Source organism: Allonocardiopsis opalescens (genome assembly GCF_003002095.1).
Taxonomy (GTDB): Bacteria; Actinomycetota; Actinomycetes; order Streptosporangiales; family Streptosporangiaceae; genus Allonocardiopsis; species Allonocardiopsis opalescens.
Genome location: NZ_PVZC01000009.1, coordinates 171,705 through 192,556 on the forward strand (window position 1 = coordinate 171,705; position 20,852 = coordinate 192,556).

28 protein-coding genes are annotated in these 20,852 nt (G+C 73.8%); 6 read left to right on the forward strand and 22 right to left on the reverse strand.

Annotated features, from left to right (window positions below; translation table 11 throughout):
• Positions 1-334 precede the first annotated feature (334 nt).
• A complete protein-coding gene (gene dprA / locus CLV72_RS26490) occupies positions 335-1,495 on the reverse strand; it encodes a DNA-processing protein DprA (protein WP_245930467.1) in 1,161 nt (386 codons plus the stop codon).
• Positions 1,496-1,867: 372 nt separating this feature from the next.
• On the opposite strand from dprA, the gene CLV72_RS26495 reads away from it, so the two are divergent.
• Positions 1,868-2,437, forward strand: a complete 570-nt coding sequence (locus CLV72_RS26495) for a hypothetical protein (protein WP_106251704.1) — start codon at positions 1,868-1,870, stop codon at positions 2,435-2,437.
• A gap of 100 nt (positions 2,438-2,537) precedes the next feature.
• Here CLV72_RS26495 and CLV72_RS26500 read toward each other — a convergent pair whose 3' ends face one another.
• Both CLV72_RS26500 and CLV72_RS26505 read right to left on the reverse strand, forming a co-directional pair.
• The gene (locus CLV72_RS26500; protein WP_106251706.1) at positions 2,538-2,726 is read right to left on the reverse strand and encodes a DUF397 domain-containing protein; all 189 of its coding nucleotides are present in this window, start codon (positions 2,724-2,726) and stop codon (positions 2,538-2,540) included.
• 12 nt (positions 2,727-2,738) lie between these two features.
• Positions 2,739-3,581, reverse strand: coding sequence for a helix-turn-helix domain-containing protein (locus tag CLV72_RS26505; protein ID WP_106251709.1), 843 nt, complete (start codon positions 3,579-3,581; stop codon positions 2,739-2,741).
• A 222-nt stretch (positions 3,582-3,803) separates the two neighbouring features.
• On the opposite strand from CLV72_RS26505, the gene CLV72_RS26510 reads away from it, so the two are divergent.
• The 5 genes from CLV72_RS26510 to CLV72_RS26530 all read left to right on the forward strand — a co-directional run bounded on the left by CLV72_RS26510 (position 3,804) and on the right by CLV72_RS26530 (position 5,828).
• Complete coding sequence (locus CLV72_RS26510; RefSeq protein ID WP_106251712.1) at positions 3,804-4,109, forward strand: hypothetical protein; 306 nt, start codon at positions 3,804-3,806, stop codon at positions 4,107-4,109.
• Positions 4,110-4,114: 5 nt separating this feature from the next.
• Positions 4,115-4,381 (forward strand): hypothetical protein, encoded by a 267-nt coding sequence (locus CLV72_RS26515; protein WP_146159571.1) that lies wholly within the window; start codon positions 4,115-4,117, stop codon positions 4,379-4,381.
• A 362-nt stretch (positions 4,382-4,743) separates the two neighbouring features.
• Positions 4,744-5,034 (forward strand): hypothetical protein, encoded by a 291-nt coding sequence (locus CLV72_RS26520; RefSeq protein WP_106251717.1) that lies wholly within the window; start codon positions 4,744-4,746, stop codon positions 5,032-5,034.
• Positions 5,035-5,044: 10 nt separating this feature from the next.
• Positions 5,045-5,224, forward strand: coding sequence for a hypothetical protein (locus tag CLV72_RS26525; RefSeq protein ID WP_106251719.1), 180 nt, complete (start codon positions 5,045-5,047; stop codon positions 5,222-5,224).
• Between the two features lie 49 nt (positions 5,225-5,273).
• Positions 5,274-5,828, forward strand: a complete 555-nt coding sequence (locus tag CLV72_RS26530) for a hypothetical protein (protein WP_106251721.1) — start codon at positions 5,274-5,276, stop codon at positions 5,826-5,828.
• Between the two features lie 89 nt (positions 5,829-5,917).
• On the opposite strand, the gene CLV72_RS26535 is transcribed toward CLV72_RS26530, so the two are convergent.
• From CLV72_RS26535 to CLV72_RS26625, 19 genes are all read right to left on the reverse strand, one after another.
• Positions 5,918-6,100 (reverse strand): hypothetical protein, encoded by a 183-nt coding sequence (locus CLV72_RS26535; RefSeq protein WP_106251724.1) that lies wholly within the window; start codon positions 6,098-6,100, stop codon positions 5,918-5,920.
• A 133-nt stretch (positions 6,101-6,233) separates the two neighbouring features.
• Entirely contained in the window at positions 6,234-6,950 is a 717-nt protein-coding gene (locus CLV72_RS26540; protein WP_106251726.1) for a peptidoglycan recognition protein family protein, read from the reverse strand.
• Between the two features lie 34 nt (positions 6,951-6,984).
• Positions 6,985-7,305 (reverse strand): putative phage holin, encoded by a 321-nt coding sequence (locus tag CLV72_RS26545; protein ID WP_106251729.1) that lies wholly within the window; start codon positions 7,303-7,305, stop codon positions 6,985-6,987.
• Positions 7,286-7,522, reverse strand: a complete 237-nt coding sequence (locus CLV72_RS26550) for a DUF7620 family protein (RefSeq protein ID WP_106251732.1) — start codon at positions 7,520-7,522, stop codon at positions 7,286-7,288. The genes CLV72_RS26545 and CLV72_RS26550 overlap by 20 nt, the downstream gene beginning before the upstream one ends.
• Positions 7,519-7,839 carry a hypothetical protein gene (locus CLV72_RS26555; RefSeq protein WP_146159572.1) on the reverse strand — a complete coding sequence of 107 codons (321 nt, stop codon included), beginning with the start codon at positions 7,837-7,839 and terminating at the stop codon, positions 7,519-7,521. Before CLV72_RS26555 ends, CLV72_RS26550 begins: the two co-directional genes overlap by 4 nt.
• Positions 7,840-7,933: 94 nt before the next feature.
• Positions 7,934-8,092: a hypothetical protein gene (locus CLV72_RS32430; protein ID WP_170141120.1), complete on the reverse strand. Its 159-nt coding sequence runs from the start codon at positions 8,090-8,092 to the stop codon at positions 7,934-7,936.
• 8 nt (positions 8,093-8,100) lie between these two features.
• A complete protein-coding gene (locus CLV72_RS26565; RefSeq protein ID WP_106251737.1) occupies positions 8,101-10,092 on the reverse strand; it encodes a hypothetical protein in 1,992 nt (663 codons plus the stop codon).
• A complete protein-coding gene (locus CLV72_RS26570; RefSeq protein WP_106251740.1) occupies positions 10,093-11,352 on the reverse strand; it encodes a hypothetical protein in 1,260 nt (419 codons plus the stop codon).
• The gene (locus tag CLV72_RS26575; protein ID WP_106251742.1) at positions 11,349-12,335 is read right to left on the reverse strand and encodes a hypothetical protein; all 987 of its coding nucleotides are present in this window, start codon (positions 12,333-12,335) and stop codon (positions 11,349-11,351) included. The genes CLV72_RS26570 and CLV72_RS26575 overlap by 4 nt, the downstream gene beginning before the upstream one ends.
• Before the next feature lie 9 nt (positions 12,336-12,344).
• Positions 12,345-13,226 carry a phage tail family protein gene (locus CLV72_RS26580; protein ID WP_106251743.1) on the reverse strand — a complete coding sequence of 294 codons (882 nt, stop codon included), beginning with the start codon at positions 13,224-13,226 and terminating at the stop codon, positions 12,345-12,347.
• The gene (locus CLV72_RS26585; protein ID WP_106251744.1) at positions 13,219-17,688 is read right to left on the reverse strand and encodes a hypothetical protein; all 4,470 of its coding nucleotides are present in this window, start codon (positions 17,686-17,688) and stop codon (positions 13,219-13,221) included. The genes CLV72_RS26580 and CLV72_RS26585 overlap by 8 nt, the downstream gene beginning before the upstream one ends.
• Before the next feature lie 18 nt (positions 17,689-17,706).
• Positions 17,707-18,087 (reverse strand): hypothetical protein, encoded by a 381-nt coding sequence (locus CLV72_RS26590; protein WP_106251746.1) that lies wholly within the window; start codon positions 18,085-18,087, stop codon positions 17,707-17,709.
• Positions 18,088-18,155: 68 nt separating this feature from the next.
• Positions 18,156-18,449, reverse strand: a complete 294-nt coding sequence (locus CLV72_RS26595) for a hypothetical protein (RefSeq protein ID WP_106251749.1) — start codon at positions 18,447-18,449, stop codon at positions 18,156-18,158.
• Between the two features lie 6 nt (positions 18,450-18,455).
• The gene (locus CLV72_RS26600) at positions 18,456-18,635 is read right to left on the reverse strand and encodes a hypothetical protein (protein WP_106251751.1); all 180 of its coding nucleotides are present in this window, start codon (positions 18,633-18,635) and stop codon (positions 18,456-18,458) included.
• A gap of 12 nt (positions 18,636-18,647) precedes the next feature.
• Complete coding sequence (locus CLV72_RS26605) at positions 18,648-19,328, reverse strand: phage tail tube protein (protein WP_106251754.1); 681 nt, start codon at positions 19,326-19,328, stop codon at positions 18,648-18,650.
• Positions 19,329-19,391: 63 nt separating this feature from the next.
• A complete protein-coding gene (locus CLV72_RS26610) occupies positions 19,392-19,769 on the reverse strand; it encodes a hypothetical protein (protein WP_106251757.1) in 378 nt (125 codons plus the stop codon).
• Positions 19,769-20,062 (reverse strand): HK97 gp10 family phage protein, encoded by a 294-nt coding sequence (locus CLV72_RS26615; RefSeq protein WP_106251759.1) that lies wholly within the window; start codon positions 20,060-20,062, stop codon positions 19,769-19,771. The genes CLV72_RS26610 and CLV72_RS26615 overlap by 1 nt, the downstream gene beginning before the upstream one ends.
• Position 20,063: 1 nt before the next feature.
• Entirely contained in the window at positions 20,064-20,390 is a 327-nt protein-coding gene (locus CLV72_RS26620) for a hypothetical protein (RefSeq protein WP_106251761.1), read from the reverse strand.
• Positions 20,390-20,842 (reverse strand): Gp19/Gp15/Gp42 family protein, encoded by a 453-nt coding sequence (locus CLV72_RS26625; RefSeq protein WP_170141121.1) that lies wholly within the window; start codon positions 20,840-20,842, stop codon positions 20,390-20,392. The genes CLV72_RS26620 and CLV72_RS26625 overlap by 1 nt, the downstream gene beginning before the upstream one ends.
• Between the last annotated feature and the right edge of the window lie 10 nt (positions 20,843-20,852).

The following is a 20,852-nucleotide window of genomic DNA, read 5'->3' on the forward strand; positions in this document are numbered from 1 at the left end:
CCGGACTTGACCGCGCCCACGGAACCCGTACCGCGAACACGGCTCGGCTCGGGTCTCGGAGGTGTTCCCTTCCCTGTTTCGCCGGGCGAGGGTCCGCCGCTGGAACCGCGACTCCGGCCCACCTTTCGGTCGATGTCGGGGAGGGCCCGCCCGGAGCCCCGTCGCGGCGGTCTCCGGCGACCGGTCGGCGACATGGCAGCGAACGGCCCTCGCGTCCGCCCGGTGGACGGTGATGCCATCGCGGCGCGGCACGCATGGCGGCCGCCGGCCTCCCGGAGCGGGGGCGTGCTCTGCTCAGGTGGGCTACAGCGCCGGTCCGGTGGCGTTCGGCCGGTCATGGGGCCGCTCTCCGGGGGAGCCGCCAGCCGGTCGGGGCGCGTTCGACGAAACCGCCTGCGGCGAGTAGGCCGAGGCAGCGGAGGGTGGTGTCGAGGTCGTGTCCGGCGGTGACCGCGATGGTCGCGGGTCCGGCGGCGCCGCGTGCGGGGACCGCGTCCAAAATGGCGGCCGAGGTGGGGTCCAGGCGGTCTCTGGGCAGCACGGTGGCGTCGGGCGGGGGCGCCATGTCCTCACCGATCAGGCCGACCTGGTCGAGCACGTCGGCCGCCCCGGTGACGCAGCCGGCCTGCCACTCCCGCAGCAGCAGGTGGCAGCCGGCCGACATCTCGCCGGTCACCGGGCCGGGGACCGCCATGACCGCCCGGCCGAGCTCGCGGGCGTGCCGCGCGGTGTTCAGCGCCCCGCTCCTGGTCTTCGCCTCGACCACGACGGTGCCGCGCGACAGGGCGGCGATGACCCGGTTGCGGATCAGGAACGCGTGCCTGCTCGGCACGGTGCCCGGGGGCCACTCGCTGAGGATGACGCCGTCCGCGGCGATCCGCTGGAACAGCGAGCTGTGGCCGCACGGATAGGGCACGTCGACGCCGCAGGCCAGCACGACCACGGTGGGCCGGTCCGCCGCGAGCGCGCCCCGGTGCGCTGCGCCGTCGATGCCGTAGGCGCCGCCCGACACGGTGGTCCAGCCGCGCTCACCGAGCCCGTGGCACAGCTCGGCCGCGACGTGGGCGCCGTAGGCGGTCGCGGCGCGGGCGCCGACCACGGCGACGGAGCGCAGCGCGGCGAAGCGGAGGTCGCCGCCGCCGCGGGTCCACAGCGCGTAGGGGCGGGCCGCGCCGAGGTCGTCGAGCTGGGTGGGCCACTCCGGATCGCCCGGGCAGACCAGCCTGGCGCCGATCGCCTCCGCGGCGGCGCGCATGGCGTCCTGGTCCAGCCGCTCGTACCGGGCCCGCCACCGGTCCAGCCGGGTGCGCAGCTTCTCGGCCGCTCCGGCGGCGAGTTCGGCCGACGCGGCCGGCTCCGCCCCGGTGCCGGCGATCCAGGCGACCACCGGGGCGGCACCGCACCGGTCGAGCAGCCGCCCGAGCAGTTCGTCGGCGGGATTCGCCACCGCGGTCAGCACCGCCCGCGCCCACGGGTCGTCAAGGCCCGCCGCCACCGCAGCCACCTTCCCGCCGCCGGAGCGGCCACCGCACATCGAGGTCCTGTTCCGTCCGCGCCGTGGGAGCCGCGCCCGGCAATCGGCCCGGGCCGCGCATCCCCCGGCCCGTCTTCGCCCGGTCCCGGCCGCCCGGCACCCGGGGAGGCCGCGGCTCACCGGGCGGCTCCGAGCCAGAGGGCGAGCGCCAGGGCGGTGTCGTCAGGGGTGGGGCGCTCATGGCCGGCGAGGTCGGCGACGCTCCAGGCGACGCGGAGGGCGGACTAATAGCTGATGTCGAGGCCGCGGCTCCGTGACCCCAATCGGCCACCGCGCCCCGGTCGGCGCCTCCGAGTCCTACAGTTCGGGAATCCCCGGAAGAGGAGAAAAGTCGTGAAGATCATCCATGCTCTCATAGCGGTCCTGGCCGTGGCGGCCCTCACCGCCTGCGCGCCGCTGGGCGCCCCGCCCGTCGCCGACCTGCCGCCGACCGAACCCCTCGCCGACGAGGCGACCGTTGACGCGGCCGAGGCGGCGGAATCGCCCGTCGAAGAGGGGCCAGCCGAGGCCGAGCTCGGCAGCACGCACACGTGGAACGACGGACTCGCCATCGAACTGTCCGGCGTGGAGCGGGCGCTCAGCGGCGAGTACGCGATGCCCGCCGGCGAGCCCTACGTCCGGTTCACCATGCAGGTGCAGAACGACACCGGTGGCCCCGTCGACCTCTCGCTCGTCTGGATCGAGTGCCAGGTCGGCGAGGACGGCCGGATCGGGGACCTCGTCTACGACTACGACGCGGGCCTCGGCGACGGGTTCTCCTCGACGGTGATGGACGGCCGCGACGCCACGGCCGACTTCGGCTGCGCGATGCCCGAGGATGAGAGCTACCTGCAGATCGAGGTGCACCCGCAGGACGAGGCCATGCTGCGGCAGCCCGTCTTCTTCATCGGCGACGTGCCGTAGCCAGCGTCAGGGCGGTCCCGTAGACTTCGTCTTGGACCGCGTATCAGGCAACGCGCACGAAGGCCCCCGACACACGTCGGGGGCCTTCGCTGTGGGGCTGCTACGACTGCTTGACGTGGGCGACGAAGGCGGACCACGCCTGGCGATCGAAGGACAGGTGCGGCTGGGCCGGGTTCTTGGAGTCCCGGACCCGAACGGGCTCGGGGGGGCCGTCGGCGACTTCGACGCAGTCGCTACCAGTGGGCTGGGAGTAGCTGGACTTGCGGTACTGGGGACCGGACTCAGGCATCGCGGTGGCTCTCTACTCGGACTGGATCATGCGTTCGATCAGCGCACGCGACTCGTCTACCGAGAGCGCGTCCGCCTGGACATAGGAGTACATGGTCTCGTAGTACGCCAGGTCATCCGGGTGCTCGAGGAACACTTCAGACCTCGGGTTCTCGATATATACCGCAGCCGGGTCGGACGGGAAGTCCATGATCACGAAATGGGCGCCCGCTGCGGCGTGCAGGCCGGCGCCGTTGGGCAGGATCTGCACCCGGAGTCCCGGCCGCTGGATCGCCAGCAGGTGTTCCAACTGGCCGGTGCGCGGAGGAATCTTGAGCAGCGCGGCCTCGTCTATCACCGCCCAGATCGCCGGTGCGTCGGGGCGACTGAGGATGCCCTGCCTGATCATGCGCGCCTCGACGCGGCGCTCGGCCTCCTCCTCATCGGTGATGCCGCCGTCGCGCATCAGGGCACGGGCGTATCCCTCAGACTGGAGCAGGCCGGGAATCAACAGGCCCTGGTAGGACCGCAGGCGCGATGACCCGTTCTCCAGGTCGACATAGGTGTTTCGGCCGAAAACATCCCTATACCCCACCCACCAGCCCTGCTGGCTGGCCTCGCGTGCGGTGCGCGCCAGCTCGGCGCGCTCACGCTCATCGTCCACGCCGTAGACGTCGAGCAGCGCAAGCAGGTCCCGCTCGCGGAGCCTGACCCACTTCCCGGCGACGAGACGGCTGGCCTTCGACTCCGACCATGAGACGCCCGTCCGCTCGCCGACTTCGCGCGCGACCGCTTCATGGGTGAGTCCCGAGCGCTCGTGCAGCTGGCCGAGGCGAGCGACGATGCGGCGCTTGCGCAGGGTCGGGCTGGCGGCCACTGGGTCCGGACTCCTCTGGCGAGATCGACGCTGCCCAGATCCTACGGTCTGTGACGAATCCCGAGACATTGTGCGCATCTCCCGTGGTCGACTGCCATCGTCGCCGACGATTGTCGCATGTACGAGTTCTTGCATCTTGCAAAAACAGGCACGCTGCGCGACGATGGGACCACCTGATACGCGAGCGGGACCGTCCATCCCGCCGATGATCCGAGGTGACCTATGCCTGCTCTGGCATGTCCGGCGCCCCCGCGCCGACCGTCGACCACCGCTCCCCCTCGCCTGCTGCGCGCCCTCCCCGGTGACCCGGCCCGCGCGCCGTACCGCCCCCGCCACGCCCGTCCGCGCCGGACGCGCCCCTACATCAGCGACGCCTGGGAGCGCCAGCAGCTCGCGGCGCTGGAGCAGCTGGCCGCACTCGGCAGCCCCGGGCCGCTCGCCCGCCGCGCCGTCGGTCAGCCGATCAGCCGCGCGTTCGGCGAGCGGATCATCGCGGGCCTGGAGCGCGCGCTCGGGCGGGCCGCGTGATGCTGATGCTCATCGACATCCCGCCCGAGGTCCGCGGCCTGCGCCGGGAGTACCCGTCCTGGCTGATCGGCACGATCGACACGAACACCGGCGGCCGGATGTGGATCGCGGTCTGGCAGGGCGCTCTGCTCACCGCACGCGACCACGGCCGCGGCCTCATGGAGGTCGTGGACGCCGACAGCATGGAGCAGCTGGCCGAGCGGCTGTGGACCCAGGAGTACGTCCGTAGGCGCCTCGCCGCGGAAGACGCGGCCGCCGCCGACCCCGGCTGACCCCTGATCGCCCCGCGCCGGGGGCGGGTCAACCCCGGTGGGCCCGGCGCGGGGTCGCTCTCCCGGCCGCGGGCTGGAGCCGCGCCCCTCCCGAGGTGGCGCCCGGGCGGCTCCCCCGCGGCCGGGGCACCACGCCGCCGACGCGGCATCCCCCGTCGGCGGCAGCGGGCCCGGCCCAATCCAGCGCAGGACGGCCGGGCCCGCCCAGACCCGCCGCACCGCCTCGACCACCACCGCCCCGGGCGGTGCGGCATCCCAGCGGGCCCGGCCCGGCCACCCGACCCGCCAGGGCCGGGCCCGCACCCCCGCCGGCGCGCGCCCAGGAGGAGGAGCGCGCGCCGGCCACCGAACAGGAGGCCCCGATGGTGTTCCGAGCGATCGTGATCCGCGCCGCTGAAATCGACGACGCGGCGCCCTACGACCCGGCCGTGCCCGAGCCGGCCGCCGGGCTCATCCTGGCCGCGATCCCCGGCGCCCAGCAGTTGGCCGACGGGCAGATCCGCATCCCCTACGAGTACTCCGCCGAACTGCTCGGGCTGTCCACGCAGCGGTGGTCATGGAGCGGAGTCGTCTTCGGCTACTGGCTGCTGATCTCCGGATGCTCCCTGGAGGCCGACGACGCCGACGTCCACGTAGCCCGACCGAACCCCTGAGGAGCAGCCCGTGCCCGTCCCGCCCTGCCCGAGCCGCCCGCCGGGCGCCGGTGGTCCGCCCGACGCGCACCGGTTCACCAAGACCGGCGTCACCATCACCCGCGACGGGGAGACCGAGCACTACCGGTGCGACTACTGCGGCCAGACATGGAACCCGACCGTCCCACATATCCGTCCGAAGAAGCGGTGAGCCGCCGCCCGCCCGCCGGGCTACGGTGGCGCACACGAGGAGGACCGCCATGCTCGACCTGATCCTCACCGAGATCCTCCGCCGCGGCCACAGCGTCACCATCGGCGCCCTGGGCGCCAGCGCCTCGCTGGCGGCCGACGGCGACACCATCCCCGCCGGCACCGGGCCCGGCGTGCTCGTCCAGGTGCTCGACTCCGCCGGCACCGTGGTCGCGGCCGGTGTCCACGACGACGCCGCCGAGGCGCTGCGTAAGGCCGCCCGCGCCATGGACCCGCCCTACCCGCCGCCCCCGCCACCCTCCGACGGTCCCGACGACCGGCCCGGCGAGGGGCGCATCGACCTCCCCGACGGCTACGCGATCCTGCGGATGCGCGACTCCCGCACCTCCCATCCCGACCTGGATGACCACCGCACCGTCCAGGTCGGCGGCTGGATCGTGCGCACGAGCGGCCAGATCCCGGCCACCTACAGCGGCCCCCTGACCGTCACCCTGCCCACCGGCCGCACGCTGAGCGGCGACGGCTCCATCTACCACACCCGCTACGGGACGCCGCAGACGTGGATGGGCATCACCATCCACCAGCCGCCGCCGGGGCGCCGGTAGATCCCGGACACGCCGAAGCGCCCCCGCTCCGAAGAGCGGGGGCGCTGTGCTGGGCGGGGAAACGTCAGGCGACCGCCTGAGGTTGCGGCCTACTCGCCGCCCTCCCGGCGGGTGTGCGGCGCCAGGTACCCGGCGGCCGCGGCCACCAGGGTCACGGCCGCGGCCGCCGCCGTCTCGGGGACCTCCACGCCGAACAGGCCGGCCAGGTAGATGATCAGGGTCACCGCGGCGGCCGACAGTCCGGCGGCGGTCACCTTCGTCTCGATGGGCATGGGCTCTCCAGGTGCTCTGTGGACCATCGGGTCCTCCGGGCATAGATCAGCCCCGGGCCGGTGGCGCCGGGGCGGTGGTGCGCCCAGCAGTCGCAGGCGGCGACCGGGGCGCGGCAGCGGGGGCAGTACTCGGTCAGGAGTCGTCGTCCTGGGCGGCGCGGGCGCGCTCGGCCTGCACCAGCTCGTCGCTGTTGCGGGAGGCGCGCCGCAAGTGCAGGCCCGCCTGGCTGCGAGAGTCGGGCCCCTTCACGGGGTCGGGGAGCAGGTGCTCCCAGACCTTCGCGGCGGCGGCTTCGGCGATCTTGTCGATGTCCTCGCGGCTGAGTGCCACGTCTTCCTCCTCAGGGTCGGAGCCGCCCGCGGCGGGCGGCCGGGTGAAGGTGCCGTTCTCCACGAGCGCGTAGAGCACGTCGCCGGGGCACTCGGTGGCGATGAAGTCGCGGTGGCCGCGCACCGCGCCGGACACGCCGCGCTCCATCAGGTAGGCCCGCAGGTCGCGCACCCCCCGCACCTGCTCGTCCGTCGGCCGCTCGCTGCCGCCGAGCATCAGCGTGACGGAGTACCAGTTCGCGTTCCCCGAGGTCGTCCCCTGCGCCGCCTGGTACCGGTTGAGTCCGCGGCCGGTGAAGACCTCGCCGTGGCGGCAGGCGGCGTAGGAATACCCCACGTCCGCCCATCCGTTGCCGCGCATGTGCTGGGAGCGGCAGTCCTTCCAGTACGCGACGCACTCGTCGTGGCCGTCGAGGTCGGTGGCGGGTCCGTTGTAGTGGACGACGAGGCCGGAGCGCGGGTTCGCGTAGTCGGCGCCGGACGGGCCCCAGCCGAAGTAGCTGCGTGGGCGGATGATCATGTGCGTCTCCTGAGTGCGGACGTGGGAAGGCCCGTTACGGGCCGTCGCCGGGGGTGTCGAGGTGGCGCTGTCGCTGGAGTCGCCACCGCTTCACCAGCAGGTACAACCGGTGCGCGAACACCGCTGGGACGGTGGCGAACAAGATCAATCGGATGACCTCGTAGCCGGGGAACTCACCGATCAGGTTGCGGATGCTCACCCACACCAGCACGGCGGCCAGCGACGCCATGAAGCTCATGACGTGCCGCCCGGCCTCGGACTCCCACCAGCGCGCAGTCAGGCCGTGCCAGATCACGCAGGCCAGGGCGAGGACGGTGGTGGTGTGCACGAGCAGGTCACCGGCCAGGTGGAGCATCGGGGTCACCTCCCAGCAGCCAGTCGCTGAAGCCGTTCTGCTCTCGGATGCGGCGGAGCCGGTGGCCCACCGCGCCCATGGCGCGGCTGATCTGCTCCACCTCCCCGGCCTGCTGCTCGGCGGCGCGCAGCGCCTCCTCGGAGCGGGCGATGGCGTCGCGGTCGGGGCAGTGCCGGCGCCGTCGCCGCCAGGGGATGATCCGGTTCAGCCACGTCATGGGGAGTCACCGGCCCTGCTCGACGTCTGCTGCTGGCGGGCCTCGGTGAGGATCGCCTCGACGGTGCGCATGGTCTCCAGCACGGCCCGCATCGACTCCACCAGGTTGGCGTGGGTCTCTTCGGCCGTCTTCCACGCCTTCTCGTAGTTGGCGGCCCGCTCCTGCACCTCGGCGATCCGGGCGTCGCGGTCGGCTCGCACGTCGTTGAGGGTGCGGCGCGGCACCAGCCACCCCATGAGCACGAGCAAAACGCCGATGCCGACCAGGCCGACGAGGCCGCCATCAGCCCACGTCAGCCCGATTCCGGGGATCGTCATCGCGAGCACGGCTGCTCTCTCATGGGTGGCACCTCCAGGGGCGGGTGGCGGGGGCGGGTCGGTCTCGGTCAAGGACGGTCTTCTCTAGATCAGGTCACCCGTCGTAGGGCGGGTCGGGCGGGTACTCGGGGGGAACCACCGGCTCCTCGGGGATCTCGGGCGGGTCCACGGGTGGCTGTGCGGGCGGCGGTGGAGGCGGGGGGGCGATGTCGTCGTTCAGTTCGGGCGGTGGGGTTCCGGGCTGCTCGGTCACGGTGCCTCCTACATGAGGGGTTCGACGGTGATCGCGTTGTCCAGGGCGGTGTCGATCCATAGATCACCGCCCGTGCTCGTCCAGGTCTGAGCGGGCGACGACACAGCGGAGCCGCTGGTGCGCCACTGGGGGGTGAGGGTGTAGTCCGCATTGGCCGCCACGCCGAGGTAGACCACAGCGGTGGTCTGGATGCTGCTGCCGGTCCCGGTGCCGGTCGACCGGATCAGGGCGCACCGGGTGAGCGACGCCGCCATGGTCGAGCCGCCCGACAACCGGAATCCCAGCGCCAAACTGGACGTGTCGGTGTATTTGTTGATCGCGCAGAACGCGAGGACGATTCGAACGCGGCCGCTGTCGCCGGTCGTGAATGTCAGCGCCGGGAACTGGGGGCCCGTGAAGTCGTTCCAGGCGCCGTTGCTGGGGCTCGCGGCGGTCGGCTGGGACACCAGCTCCGTCCGCGTGTACTGGTGGCGCGGCGCATTGACGCTCAGGTTGTCGGCGAGCCGCACCCGCCCCAGCGTGGCCGTGTCGGCGGACCCGTCGGCGAGGATCTGCCCGTTGAGGTCGTAGTCGCGGGCGTAGCCCACCATCCGGGTATAGGCGCGGCCGTCGGTGGCACCCTCCATGAACAGCCCGGACCGCAGCCCCGCCCCGGCGCCGGACACCGACGCGGGAGACTGCAGGAACCAGGCGGGCACGTCGGTGCCGGTGCGCCGCAGCGCGAACAGGCTGCCGTAGTCGGCGGCGGGGTTGCCCAGGGTGGAGGGCGGGGTGGTCATCTCCACCACCGAGTAGGTGCCGTCGGCGCGCAGCCGCATACCCGCGCCGCTGCCGGCCTGGTACACGGTGATCACCTCGTCGGCGGTGGCCACGGTGTCGCAGCGGGGCGCGGTCAGGTCCGCGACCGCCGAGCGCACGGCCAGGAAAGCCTGCGTCGGGTCGGCGCGTCCGGCCACCGCGGGGATGTTGCCGCCGGCGTTGTCGGAGTTCAGCACGAAGCTGACGTGACTGGGAGCGGCGATGAAGCCGGCGGCCGGAGCGTTGGGGTCGCCGGAGTCGGAGAACGCCGAGAACTCCGCCTGCAGCTCGGCCGCGCGGATCTGCGCGCGGGAGTTGTTGGCGGCGGTGACCATCGAGTACACGGCGTCGCCGGACGCCTCGGTGACGCCGGTCGCGCCGGGCGCCTGCCCGACCTGCATGCTGGATCCGCTGATGGTGCTGCCGGTGATGTCGCCGGAGAAGACCGCGTTGCCCGCACTGTCGATGGCGAAGATCAGCTCGTCGCTGGCGTTGTAGCCGCGCAGCCCGCCCGCGTCGAGCTCCACGCGGGCGCCGCCGGGGATGCCCGCGAGGATGGTGGTGGCCAGCACCAGCAGCGCTTCGAGCTTGTCGGCGGTCACCGATCCGGCGGCCAGGTGTGCGGTGGTCACCGACCCGGCCACCAGGTCGGGGCCCTCCACCTGCAGCGGGGTGGCCGACGCCGGCGCGCTGGGGGTGCCGGTGACGCCGCCGGTGGTGACCGGGACGAGGACGACGTGGTGCTCGGTGTAGGGGAGCCGGACGACGGGGAGGGTGCCGCCGCCGCGGCGGATCGTCCCGGCGAAGGTGCCGGGGGCGGGGGTGAAGCCGGGCGTGGTGGACACGTGCACGTTGATGTGGTCGAAGTCGGCGGGGATCACCGCGTCGGCGCCCGCCCCGTCGACGAGGCGCCCGTCCCAGGCGACGCGCAGGCCGCCGATAGAGGGGGTGAGGACCGGGGCGGAGGGCGCGGGCGGCGCCTCGCCGCCCTCGGTGACCAGCGCCACCGACCCGTCGGGCTGCCAGCCGATGCGCATCCGCGTCGCGCCGTCGGCGTCGCGGACCTCCAGGGCGCCGGTGTCGATGCTGGAACGGCCGATCTGGGGGGTGCGCTGGCCGCGGACCAGCTGGTTGATCGTGCGCTGCTGGTCGCGGATCAGCCGGGTGAGGCCGCTGATCGCCCGCTTGGTCTCGGTGTCCACCTAGGTTCCTCCGCCGGAGTAGTCGAAGCCGTCGCTGCGCGAGCAGGTGACGGTGATGCGGGCGCTGCCGGGCTCGTAGTCGAAGCCGGTGATGCGCACCCGGATGGCCGTGGCGCGCCGCCACCCGGTGCGGGTGCGCACCAGCACGTCGTCGCCGGGCGCGAAGCTGCCGATGGGGGCGTGGGGGTGGGAGGCGTCGACGGTGAAGCCGGTGATGTCGGTGAGGGTGCTGCGGCGCATCAGCTCCTGGGTGGCGGCGGCGCGCAGCGCGGACGCCGAGGTGATGTCGGAGCGTTCGATGGTCACGGCGCGGCGCAGCCGCCCATCGGGCACGCTGGCCGTCTGCACGAGCTGCTTGGAGCCTTCGCCGGCGCCGCGGGCGACGACGACGTTGGCGTAGTCGGCGCCGTCGCGGTCCACCGTGACGACCTCGGTGACGTTCTCGCCCTCGACGAACCGCAGGGCGGGGCGGTACGCGCCCAGGCGGGGGTAGCCGAAGTCCAGGCGCAGCGCCACGCCACCCTTGCCGTCGGGGCCCGAGCCGTCCCAGGCGTAGTGCTCGCGGTAGTCGAACGGCACCGTCCGGGCGAGCTCGTCGACGGTGCCGCCGATGTCGACGTTGTCCCAGTGGGCCAACTCGTAGCGCCAGTACACGATCTTGCCGGAGGCCGCGGCGGGCTTGGTGTCGGAGTTGGTCCACACCTTGTTGATGGGGATCTCCGGCTCCACCTCGTTGGCGGGCGGGTTCGGCTCGGCCTCGGTGGGCAGGCGGCGGGCGTTGAACCAGGAGCCCAGCCGGAACGGGGTGGTGGTGGCCTCGTAGGTGACGCCGAGGTCGCCGTTGGGTTGCGCCTGCAGGTGGTCCCACAGGGCGCGGACGACGGTGAGGGGGTCGACGCCGTTGCCGGTGGTGCCGGCCACCGAGCCGCCCCAGGTGTGGGTGCTCATCAGCGGCTGCCCGGCGGCGTGGCCGGTGAACCCGGTGGCGGTGATCTCCATGGTGGGGCCGGTGGCGGGGGCGGCGGTGACGATGCCGCCGCCGCGCACCACCCCGTCGGCCTCGGCGAGGATGAGGGTGGAGTGCTCCTGGATGAGGGGTTCGCCGTCGGCGTCGAGCAGGTCGGCCCGGTCGGGGTCCAGGGTGGCGGTGAGCCGGTAGGGGCCGGAGACGGCCGGGGACAGCCGCACGTCGCGCAGGGGCAGGCCGCGGCTGATCCAGGTGCGGTCGGGCAGCCGCAGCGCGTGGTACCGCCACGTCATGCGAGGTCCAGCACGGGCACCTCGTTGAAGGTGATCTCCACGGCGCCGACCGCCCACTCGTCGAAGCCGAGCCGCCCGTCGAATCCGGCGGTGCCGCGGGCTTGCATCGCCAGGGCGGCCGACACGCCGCGGAAGACGGCGGGGATGTCGATGGTGTCGGCGAAGAACAGGGTGGTGCGGTACCCGTTGGTGGGGCTGGTCTGGTTGACGTTGTAGGCGGTGGCCTGGGTCAGCAGCTCGTCGGAGCCGTTGTAGAACCGCACCCGGACCTGGCCGCGCGCGTCGTTGCCGCCGCCGGTGCCGCCGGTGGGCCCCAGCAGGGTCTGGCCCCAGGTGGCGCGGATCTGCGCCTGGGTGGCCCACGCCGGGATCGGCACCCGCGCCCCGGCCAGGCTCCACGGGCTGTTGGGCCAGTTCTCGAAGGCCGCGGTGACGTCGCCGGCGTAGTCGATGGGGGTCATACCGCGCTGGATGCGGGTGAGCGAGGCGGTGCGGGGGGCGAGCATCCGCCGCAGGTCGGTGATCATGCCCTGGGTGATGGTGGCGGTGGAGGCGGGCCAGTCGATGCGGGCGAGCGGGATCGCGGAGTTCGCCGCCAGGTAGCTGGCGGGCACCTCCTGGGCGTCGGCGGCCACCCCCTGGATGATGTGGACCTCGATCGGGTCGGCGGGGTTCGCGGCGACCCGGGCGACGACCATGTCGGAGCGGCCGCCCCCCGACCCGGTGCCGGCGACGCCGGTCACCTCGTGGTCGCCGATGTTCAGCCCGTAGTAGGAGCCCTCCCAGGCGCTGAGCCGCCCCAGGATCGCCGCGGCGCCGTCGGTCACCCGGAACCCGGCGCCGGGCACCTCCAGGGCCAGCACCTGCAGGTCGCCCGGCTCGATGATGCCCTCGGCGCCGCGGGTGGCCGACTGGTACTGGCGGCGCAGCAGGATGCCGTTGATGGGGCCGCCGTCGACGAACGCCGCGTTCTGGAACGTCACAGGGTCTCCTCAGGGGGTGGATCGGGCGTCGCGCCAGGCGATGGTGCAGCGGGCGTCCCCGGTCAGGTCCTGGCCGCGGAAGACGACCTCGGTGGAGCCGGGCGGCAGGGCGAAGTCGGCGAGGTCGGGGCCGGTCAGCGTCCCGGCGAGGCTGGCGCCGTCGTTGCGGAGCGCGGTGCGCGCCCAGGGGCGGGTGTCGACGGTGGCGGTCTGGTCGAACGCCAGCGTGGTGGTGAGCTGCAGGGTGGTCCCGGTGGCGGCGAGGCGCACCCCGGGGTTGGTGACCGGCCCCAAGAAGGTGATGATCGGCCAGGCGGGCGCGTCGCCGGTGTTGGTGAGGAACGTGGTGTCGGAGTCGCCCAGGTCGGTGAGGACCGCCGGGAGGGTGAAGGGCAGGATCAGGCCCTCGCCGATGGCCGGGAGCAGGTCCAGGGTGACCTGGTGTTCGGTGTCGGAGTAGAAGGCGGCGTCGGCGGTCTCGAAGCTCGCGGTGAGCGCGACGGTGCCCCGGTCCAGCAGCGCGGTGGACACCGGGTCCAGCCGGCGGGGTCGCCCGTAGACGACCACGGTGTCCATCCCGTGGTCGCGGATGCGCAGCGCGGTCACCGCGCGGGGGCTCAGCCGCACCTGGGGGGCGTTCCACGCGGCGGCGAAGGCGTTCCACGCCGCCCGCGCGGTCGCGCCGTCCTCGCGGTCCACCGCCAGGGTGAACGCCAGGGAGCGGCCGCCGGCGTAGTCGTAGCCGAACACCCGGCCGTCACCGCCGGGGACGGGTGTGTCCCCGGCGGTGATGTCGGCGCCGCCGATGGTGAAGTCGGGGACGATGACGCCCTGGCCGGCGCCGAAGACCAGGCCGCCGATCTCCCACTGGCCCTCCAGCAGCTCAGCCATCGCCGTACTTCCCGGCGGTGGCCATCCGGTGGACCTCGTACTCCAGTTCGCGGAACGCGGTGCGCACGGTGGCCTCCCCGTTGTGCAGGTGCAGCTCGGCGGAGACGGCCGGGGCGGGGGCGGCGCCGCGCGACAGCGCGGCCAGGGCCTGGCGCTGGGCGGCCGACAGTTCCACCGGGGCGGCGGTGGCCGCCATGATGCCGTTCAGGGAGCCGGAGTTCAGGGCCTCCAGCAGCCCGGCGTTCTCCCGGGCCGCTCGGGCGTTGACGACGAACTCGCCGTCGGCGCCCAGCAGCAGGTTCCGGTCCCCGGACAGGCCCCGGATCCACCCGCCGGTGCTGTAGCCGCGCAGGCTGCGCACCAGGGGGGTGTCGCGGTCGTGCGGGTCCTGGCGGGCGATGCGCCCCAGCAGCGCCCGGGTGACCAGGCCGCCCTGGGCCAGGCCCGACCAGAACGGCCGGAAGATCGCGCCGCCGCGCCGGTTGGAGATGCGGACGTTGTCGCCCTCGTTGCCGCCGATCCGCGAGGAGGGGCCGGTGACGAGGTTGACGTGGCGGGTGCCGTACACCGCGACGTCGCCCGGCTGCCGCGCCGATTCGGGGACCTGCCGCATCCCGGAGGTGTAGTAGTCGCCCGTCCACGCCGTCCTGGCCGCGCGCCCCAGGGACCCCGACGCGCCCGCCTGAGCGAACAGCCAGGAGATGAACATGGCGCACCACGGCGCGCCGTTCATGCCGAACCAGCTGGTGATGGCGTTGCGGTTGGAGCCGCCGGGCACCTCGGGGTAGCGGCCCACGCTGGCGGCGGCCAGCCGCACCACGTCCCCTGCCTGGCCGCGGGTGCCGGTGATGACCGGGCCCGCGCCGCCGCCGAAGAAGGAGGTGAGGCCGGTGACGAAGTCGCGCACCTGGGTGTTGGCGAGACCCACCAGGTCGTAGGGGACGCCGGGCAGCCCCTCGGTGCCGAAGGCGCGGGTCGCCTCCCGCATGGGGCGGAACACGGTGTCCACGGCGCCGCCGAAGTCGCCGGTGAACACGTCCACCGCGATGTCGCGCACGAAGGTGGCGACCGCCGACAGGATGTCGCCGACCGGCGGCGCGACGTCGCCGATGCCCAGCCAGCCGCCGCGGGCGAACGCGCCGCCGCCGCTGCCCGCCGCGAGGGAGGGCGCCGTGCCGGTCGGACCGGCCTGGAACGCGTCCAGTGGCCGGCCCATCATCGCGGCCCGGTTCACCGCCAGCAGCCGGGCCCGCTCGTAGGGGTCGCGCATCGCCTCCGACACGTAGACGCCCTCGCCGCGGCGCATCGGCACCAGCTGGTCGTCGCCCTGCCGCCAGGTGGAGAAGCCGGGCAGGATGCCGCCGCGGGCGAACCCGGCCGGCAGCCGCACCGTGGGCAGCGGGTCGGCGCCGACCAGGTCGGCGACCTTGTCCCACATCGGGACGATGCCGCGGTTGTACACGGTGTTGACCAGGAACCGCACCGGGACCTTGGCGGCGTCGCGGATGGCGTTCCAGGCGGTGCCGATGTGGTCGCGCGCCGTCTGGAAGGCCCGCCACAGGGTGCGGACCGCGTCGCGCACCAGGTTGAAGGTGGGGCGGATGGTGGTGGTCCAGGCGGTGCGCACCGCCGAGGAGATGCCCTGGAACACCGGCACCACCACGTTGCGCCACAGGAACCGGAAGACGGGGATCAGTACGTCCTGGATGAAGCCCCACACCAGCCGGAACGTGGGCCGGATGATGGTGGTCCACGCCCAGCCGATGACCGCGGCGATCCCCCGGAAGACGGGCACCGCCACGTGCCGCCACAGGAACAGGGCGATGGGGATGAGGAAGTCGGTGATGTAGCTGGTGAACGCCATCAGCGCGGGCTGGATCAGGTTGGTCCACGCCCACTGGGCGACCCGCCCGATCTCCCGGAAGGCGGGGGCGGCGTAGTCCTGCCAGAACTCGCGGATGGCGGGGATGATGTCCTCGCGCAGCGCCGCGCCGAGCGCGTCGAAGATCGGCGACAGCACGTTGAGCCACACCCACTGCGCGCCGGCCTGGATGGCCTCCCAGGCGGCGGTGGCGGCGGCCCGGAACCCGTCGAAGGTGTTCCACGCCCACACCACCCCGGCGACCAGGGCGGCGATGCCCGCCACCACCAGGCCGATGGGGTTGGCGATGGAGGCGATGGCGGCGCCGATCGCCACCGCCTTGATCGCGAGGATCACCGCGCCGATGCCCACCGCGATCGCGGTGATCGCCTCGGGCGGGACGGCGGCGATGAGGTCCAGAAGCCCGGTGGCCAGGGTGAGGACCACCCCGCCCAGCGGGGCCAGCCCCCGCAGCAGCCCCGCGGCGGCCGGCCCCAGGGAGTCGAAGAAGTCCATCACCTGCGGCGCGATCTCGGCGACGTAGCCCATGAACTCGGCGAACACCGCCGACTCGCCCAATCCGGCGCCCCAGTCGGCGAAGGCGGCCGCGGTGTCCTCGACGAAGGCGAGGACCGCCGGGGCGTAGGGGATGAAGGCGTTGAAGATCCCCGCGAAGCCGGTCGCGATGGATCCGGTGGCGCGGCCGAAGGCGAGGATCGCCGGGCCGGTCAGCTCCTCCGTCCCCTCCCGGAAGGCCACCCAGGCCGGGGAGCGGGCGCCTGCCTCCAGGTCGTCCAGCAGGGTGGACACCGCGTCGGCGGCGGCCACCACGAACGGGGTGGCCAGTCCGAGGCTGCCGCGGATCAGGTCGATGCCCTGGGAGAACAGCGGCAGCACCGTCGGTTCCAGTTCGCGCTGCCAGGCGCCGAACTCGCCGGCCAGGCCCTGCCAGTCGGACATGAGGGTGCGCGCGGCCGGGGACAGCTCGGCCAGCGCCATCCCGTAGCGCTGGGTGGCGGCCGAGGCGGCGCCGGCGGACGCGGCCTGGGCCTGCTGCTGCAGCCGCAGCATCTGCACCTGGTCGCGGGCGGCGGCGACCTGGCGGGCGCCGTCGCGGTCCGCGCGCGCCACGCCCGCGCGGGCCTGCGCGAGGGAGCGCTCCTGCTCGGCCAGGCGCCGGTTGGTGTCGGCGAGCCGGTCGCGGGCGTCGCGCACCCGCTGGGAGCCGTCCACCCCCGCCTTGTCGGCGGCGGCCACCTCGGTGCGCAGTCGCCGCATGATCCGCTGCTGCTCTTGGGCGCGCAGCTTCGCCTGCCGCAGCGCCAGCTCGGCCTGGCGGACGTCGGTGGCGTCGGCCGTCCCGGCCGCGGCGCCGGCGCGGGTGTCGCCCAGCGCCTCCTGGGCGCGCACCACGTCCAGGGCGGCCTGCTCGGAGTCCAGGGCGGCGCGGGCGGCCTGCGTCCGCAGGTCCTCCATGTCGCGGCGCGCCTCGGACCGGGCCCGGGTGAGGTCCTCCTGGGCGCTGCGGGCCGCGCGCTGGGCGTCGGCGACACCGAGTTCGGCGGTGCGGACCCGCTCCAGCGCGTCGGCGTGCGCCTGCGCGGCGGACTCCTGGGCGCGCTCCACGGCGGCGCGCGCCTGCGCCATCTGCATGGCCTGGATCTGCGCCTGGGCCTGCACGGCCGCGCTGGAGCGGGTGGCCGATGTCACCTGCTGCTGGGCGGCCTCCTGGGCTTGGAGTGCTTCGCCGATGCGGGTGATGGAGGGCACCGCGACGGCGGCCAGGCCGCCGAAGCCGGCGCCCGCGGCGGCCAGGGACGGCCCCAGCGACAGCAGCCCGGCGCCCAGGGTGGCGCCGATGGGGATCGCGCCCAGCCCGGCGATGGCGATGGCCAGGGTGCTGACCCGCACCATCGCGCCGGAGGTGTCGACGTCCACCCGGGCGGTGCGCCCGTCCAGCGCCGACACCTGCGCCTGCACACCGGCCAGCGCGGCGGCCGCGCCGGCGGCGTCGGTGTCGACCTCCACCGTGGCGGTGTCGGCGTCGAGCCGGTCGACCTGCTCTGTCACCGCGCGCAGCTGGGTCAGGGCCGCGGCGGCGTCGGCGCGCACCGTGATGTCGGCGGCGGACTCCAGCCGCTCCAGCTCGCCCTGGATGGTGCGCAGCTGGGCGAGGGCGTCGGCGGCGGAGATGTCCACGCCGACCGTCTGGTCGTTGAGCGCCTCAAGCTGCCGGCGCAGCTCGGCGACCTTCCGGTCGGCGTCGCTGCTGTCGGCGGTGATCTCGGCCTGCGGCAGGGTCCGCAGCGCCGCGGTCAGACGGCGGCGGAACCCCTGGGCGAACGCGCCGCCCTGCTCCTCGCCCTGCTTGGGGGCGCGCCGCTTGGCGGTCTCGTGGTCGCGCCGGATCGGCTCGGAGATCGGGCCGCCGCCCGCGGTGCCCAGGCCCCTGCGGATGCCGTCGGCGAACTGCTCGCCCATCTCCTGGCCGAGTTTGCGCACGACCGGGGTGAGCTGCCCGAACTCCCGGGCGATGGTTTTGTGGAAGCCCTTGAAATCGGGGCGGACGGGGATCCACGCGGACCCGGACTGGTACTCCACGATGCACCCCCTTCCGCCTCACCTGTTGGGCAGCAGCCGCGCCACGAGCTGGTTGTGCCGGTCGAATCGGCGCCGCCGGCGGCGGCGTTCCAGTGCGGTCACCGGCCGCGGGTAGGGGTCGAACCGGGGCGGCCGCCCGCCGGCCCGGCTGATCTGCACGCTGATCAGGTAGGACAGCCGGTCCACCAGGGTGGCCAGCGCCCGTACCTCGGGGCCGTACTCGGTCAGCCGGGGCGGCTGGGGCGCCTCGTCGACGACGCCCTCGGCCAGCAGCAGGTCGGCGTACTCCTCGTCCTCGGCGACCGCCGCCGCGAACGCGCTGTCGGACGGCAGGTGGTCGATGTAGTCCAGGAGTGCGTCGCACGTCATCTCGCCGCGGAACACGGCGAGGACGTCCACGCCGTAGTGGTGCCTCAGCGACGCCCGGATCGGTCCCCGGTACCGCTCCAGGAGCCAGGTGAGGCGCTCTACCCCCCCAGGCCGTAGTGCTCCCGGACGTCGCGGGCGACCTGCATCATCGCTCCGGCGGGCAGCGGACCCAGCGCCGCGACGAACTCCTCGGCGTCCTCGGCGGACTCGGTGAACGCGTCGGCGAACTGCTCCACGCTCATCGCGGCGGTGAGGGTCCCCATCTCGGCGACCGTGGGCTGGCGGAGCTTGATGGAGCGCTCCTCGTCCAGGAACAGCTCGAACGGCTCCTTGGTGGCCTCGGCGGCGTACCGCTCGATGCTGTAGCGCCGGGGCGCGCCCTTCTTCGACATGGGCTCCTACTTCTTGTCGGCGGCGGTCGGGGTGGTGGAGGTGGTGGAGCGCCGGGGTGCGGGCTCGGGCGGCTTGGGCGTCCAGCCCTGGAAGCGCAGCTGCACCTCGCGCTCCTTGGAGCCGACGATCTGCTCGCGGGTGCCGTCGGGGCTGACGTACACCGGGTAGGGCTTCTTCTCGGCCATGCTGGGTGCTCCTTACGGGGTGGGGTCGGGGGCGCGGGAGAAGCCCATGTCGGTGAGGATCGCGTCCCAGCCCGGGCCGCCGAACAGCCACCGCTCGGAGAAGCCCAGCGTGGAGTCGGTGAACGCGGTCAGGGTGACGGGCCAGGTGATGGGGTTCTCGCCGTCGGAGGTGAAGGTCTGCTCGTCGAAGTTGGTGACCTTCGCCCGGGGGAAGAACCGGGCGATGTAGATCTCGCCGTCGTCGCCGAGGTCCACCGAGATCTTCAGCAGCCGGTAGTACTGGCCGCGGGGCCGCGACGGCTTGTCAATGACGACCTCGCCGGTGTCGAAGTCGGCCAGCACCCCGGCCATGTTCGCCCCGGTGTACAGGCCGATGGTGTTGAGCTTGGTCTCCAGGCACTGCACGGTGAGGGTGCTGGAGTCGGCGGTGATGTCGGAGCGGACGGGGTCGGTGGCGCCGTGCGCCCGGATCTGCGCCTCCTCCACCTCCCGGCCGAAGCTGAACCCGTCGGTGGAGACGTAGCCGAGGTCCTCGTAGCCGGCGGGCAGCGCCACGAGCAGCTTGTCGGCGGGGTCGGTCAGGGTGCTGATGGCGGTCGAGGAGATCGGCGCCAGGAACGCGCTGCCGTCCAGGGCCTTGCGGATCAGCTCGGTCTTCTTGTCTTTCAGGTCGTCGTAGACCGTTCCGGCCACGGGTTGCCTCCTTGGGCATGAGAGAAGCCCCGACGAGGCGGGGCCGGATGGGTGCTGCTCGGGCTATCGGCGCAGGTAGACGCGGTAGATCGCTTCGCGGGCGCGCACCCGGTCGGGGTCGGCGGTCGGCGCGGCCTGCGGCCCGACCTCGGTGGCGGCGCGGTCGATGACCCCGGAGGGGGTGCGCAGCGGCCCCGAGGTGAGGCGCTGGCGGGCGGCCTCGGCCAGGGCCTTGGCCTGGGCGGTGGTGGCGGCCAGGGCCGCCACCGCGACCCGCGCGGCGTCGGTGACCCGGTCGTCGGGGCCGCCGATGCGGCGCACCCGGAAAACGGGCAGGTCCTCGGCCGTGTCGGTGCCGGTCCACGCCACGGCGGGGGCGATGTCGCCCAGGGCGTCCATGACGGCGTCCTCGGCGTCGGTGTAGGGGGCCAGGTCGGCCATCAGCCCCCCTTGCCTTCCAAGCGGTCCACGGTCCGCCCCAGCACCCGGTGGCGGATCTCCACCTGGGGGGCGTAGGGGGCGGTGTTGCGCAGGACCGCCTCGGCCCGGTCATCGGCGGCGCCCGCCTCCACCGTGAAGGCGGTCGCATAGGTGCCGGAGTCCCGCGGGCTGATGGACTCCGCGTAGCGCCGCCCCTGCTCGGCGATCTCACCGAGCAGCGCCTGCATCTCCGGCGAGCGCATCAGCTTGCGGGTCTTGCGGATGTCCTGGCCGTAGCGGGGACGAAACGACACCTCACACCCCCTGCACGCGTTCCAGTGCGGCTTCCAGGCCCGGGGCCCAGCCGGTGAGCGGGCTCGACCACGGCCCGGTGTCGCCGACCACCGACCACAGCGACCCGTCGGGCAGCACTACCTGGTCGTCGGGGGCGATGTCGGCGCCGATCGGCGCGAGCAGCGTCCGCCCGGTGATGACCGTGGTGCCGGTGACGGCGGTCTCGGTCGAGGTGCGCGGGTAGACCGCACAGCCCTCCACGGTGTGCTCGGTGCCGGGCAGCGGGTCGCCGTAGCGGTCCCGGGCGCCGGGGCGGCGCACGGTGACCGTGATCGGGTGGGCGAACATCAGGCGATCCACCCGCAGTCGGCCCACCCTCCGCGGTCGCGGCTCCGCCAGTCGCGGCGGTTCGGGTGGCGCAGCGCGTCGTCGGCCTCCGACAGGGAGACGGTGGCGGCCCGCCCCCGCAGGCCCAGCAGCCGCCGGTCCTCGCGGGTGGTGAACAGCTTGCCGCTGGCCACCGCCGCGTCGAATGACCGGCTGAACGGGCCGGCGGTCTCCTGGGTGACGCCGTCGGCGTTGCGCAGGACCCGCAGCACCATGCTGCACAGCACGATCTTGACCAGCTCGGCGGTGGTCTTCCCGGCCGCGATGCGGTCGGCGAGGTCCCCGGCGTGCTGGGTCAGGATCGCCTCGGCGTCGTCCAGGCGCACCTGGACGCGCGCCTCCAGGTCCGAGCCCGCCTGGAGGTCGCCCTCCCAGCGCGCCCGCACATCCTCCACGTCGGCGTAGGTCGCCACAGCGGTCTCC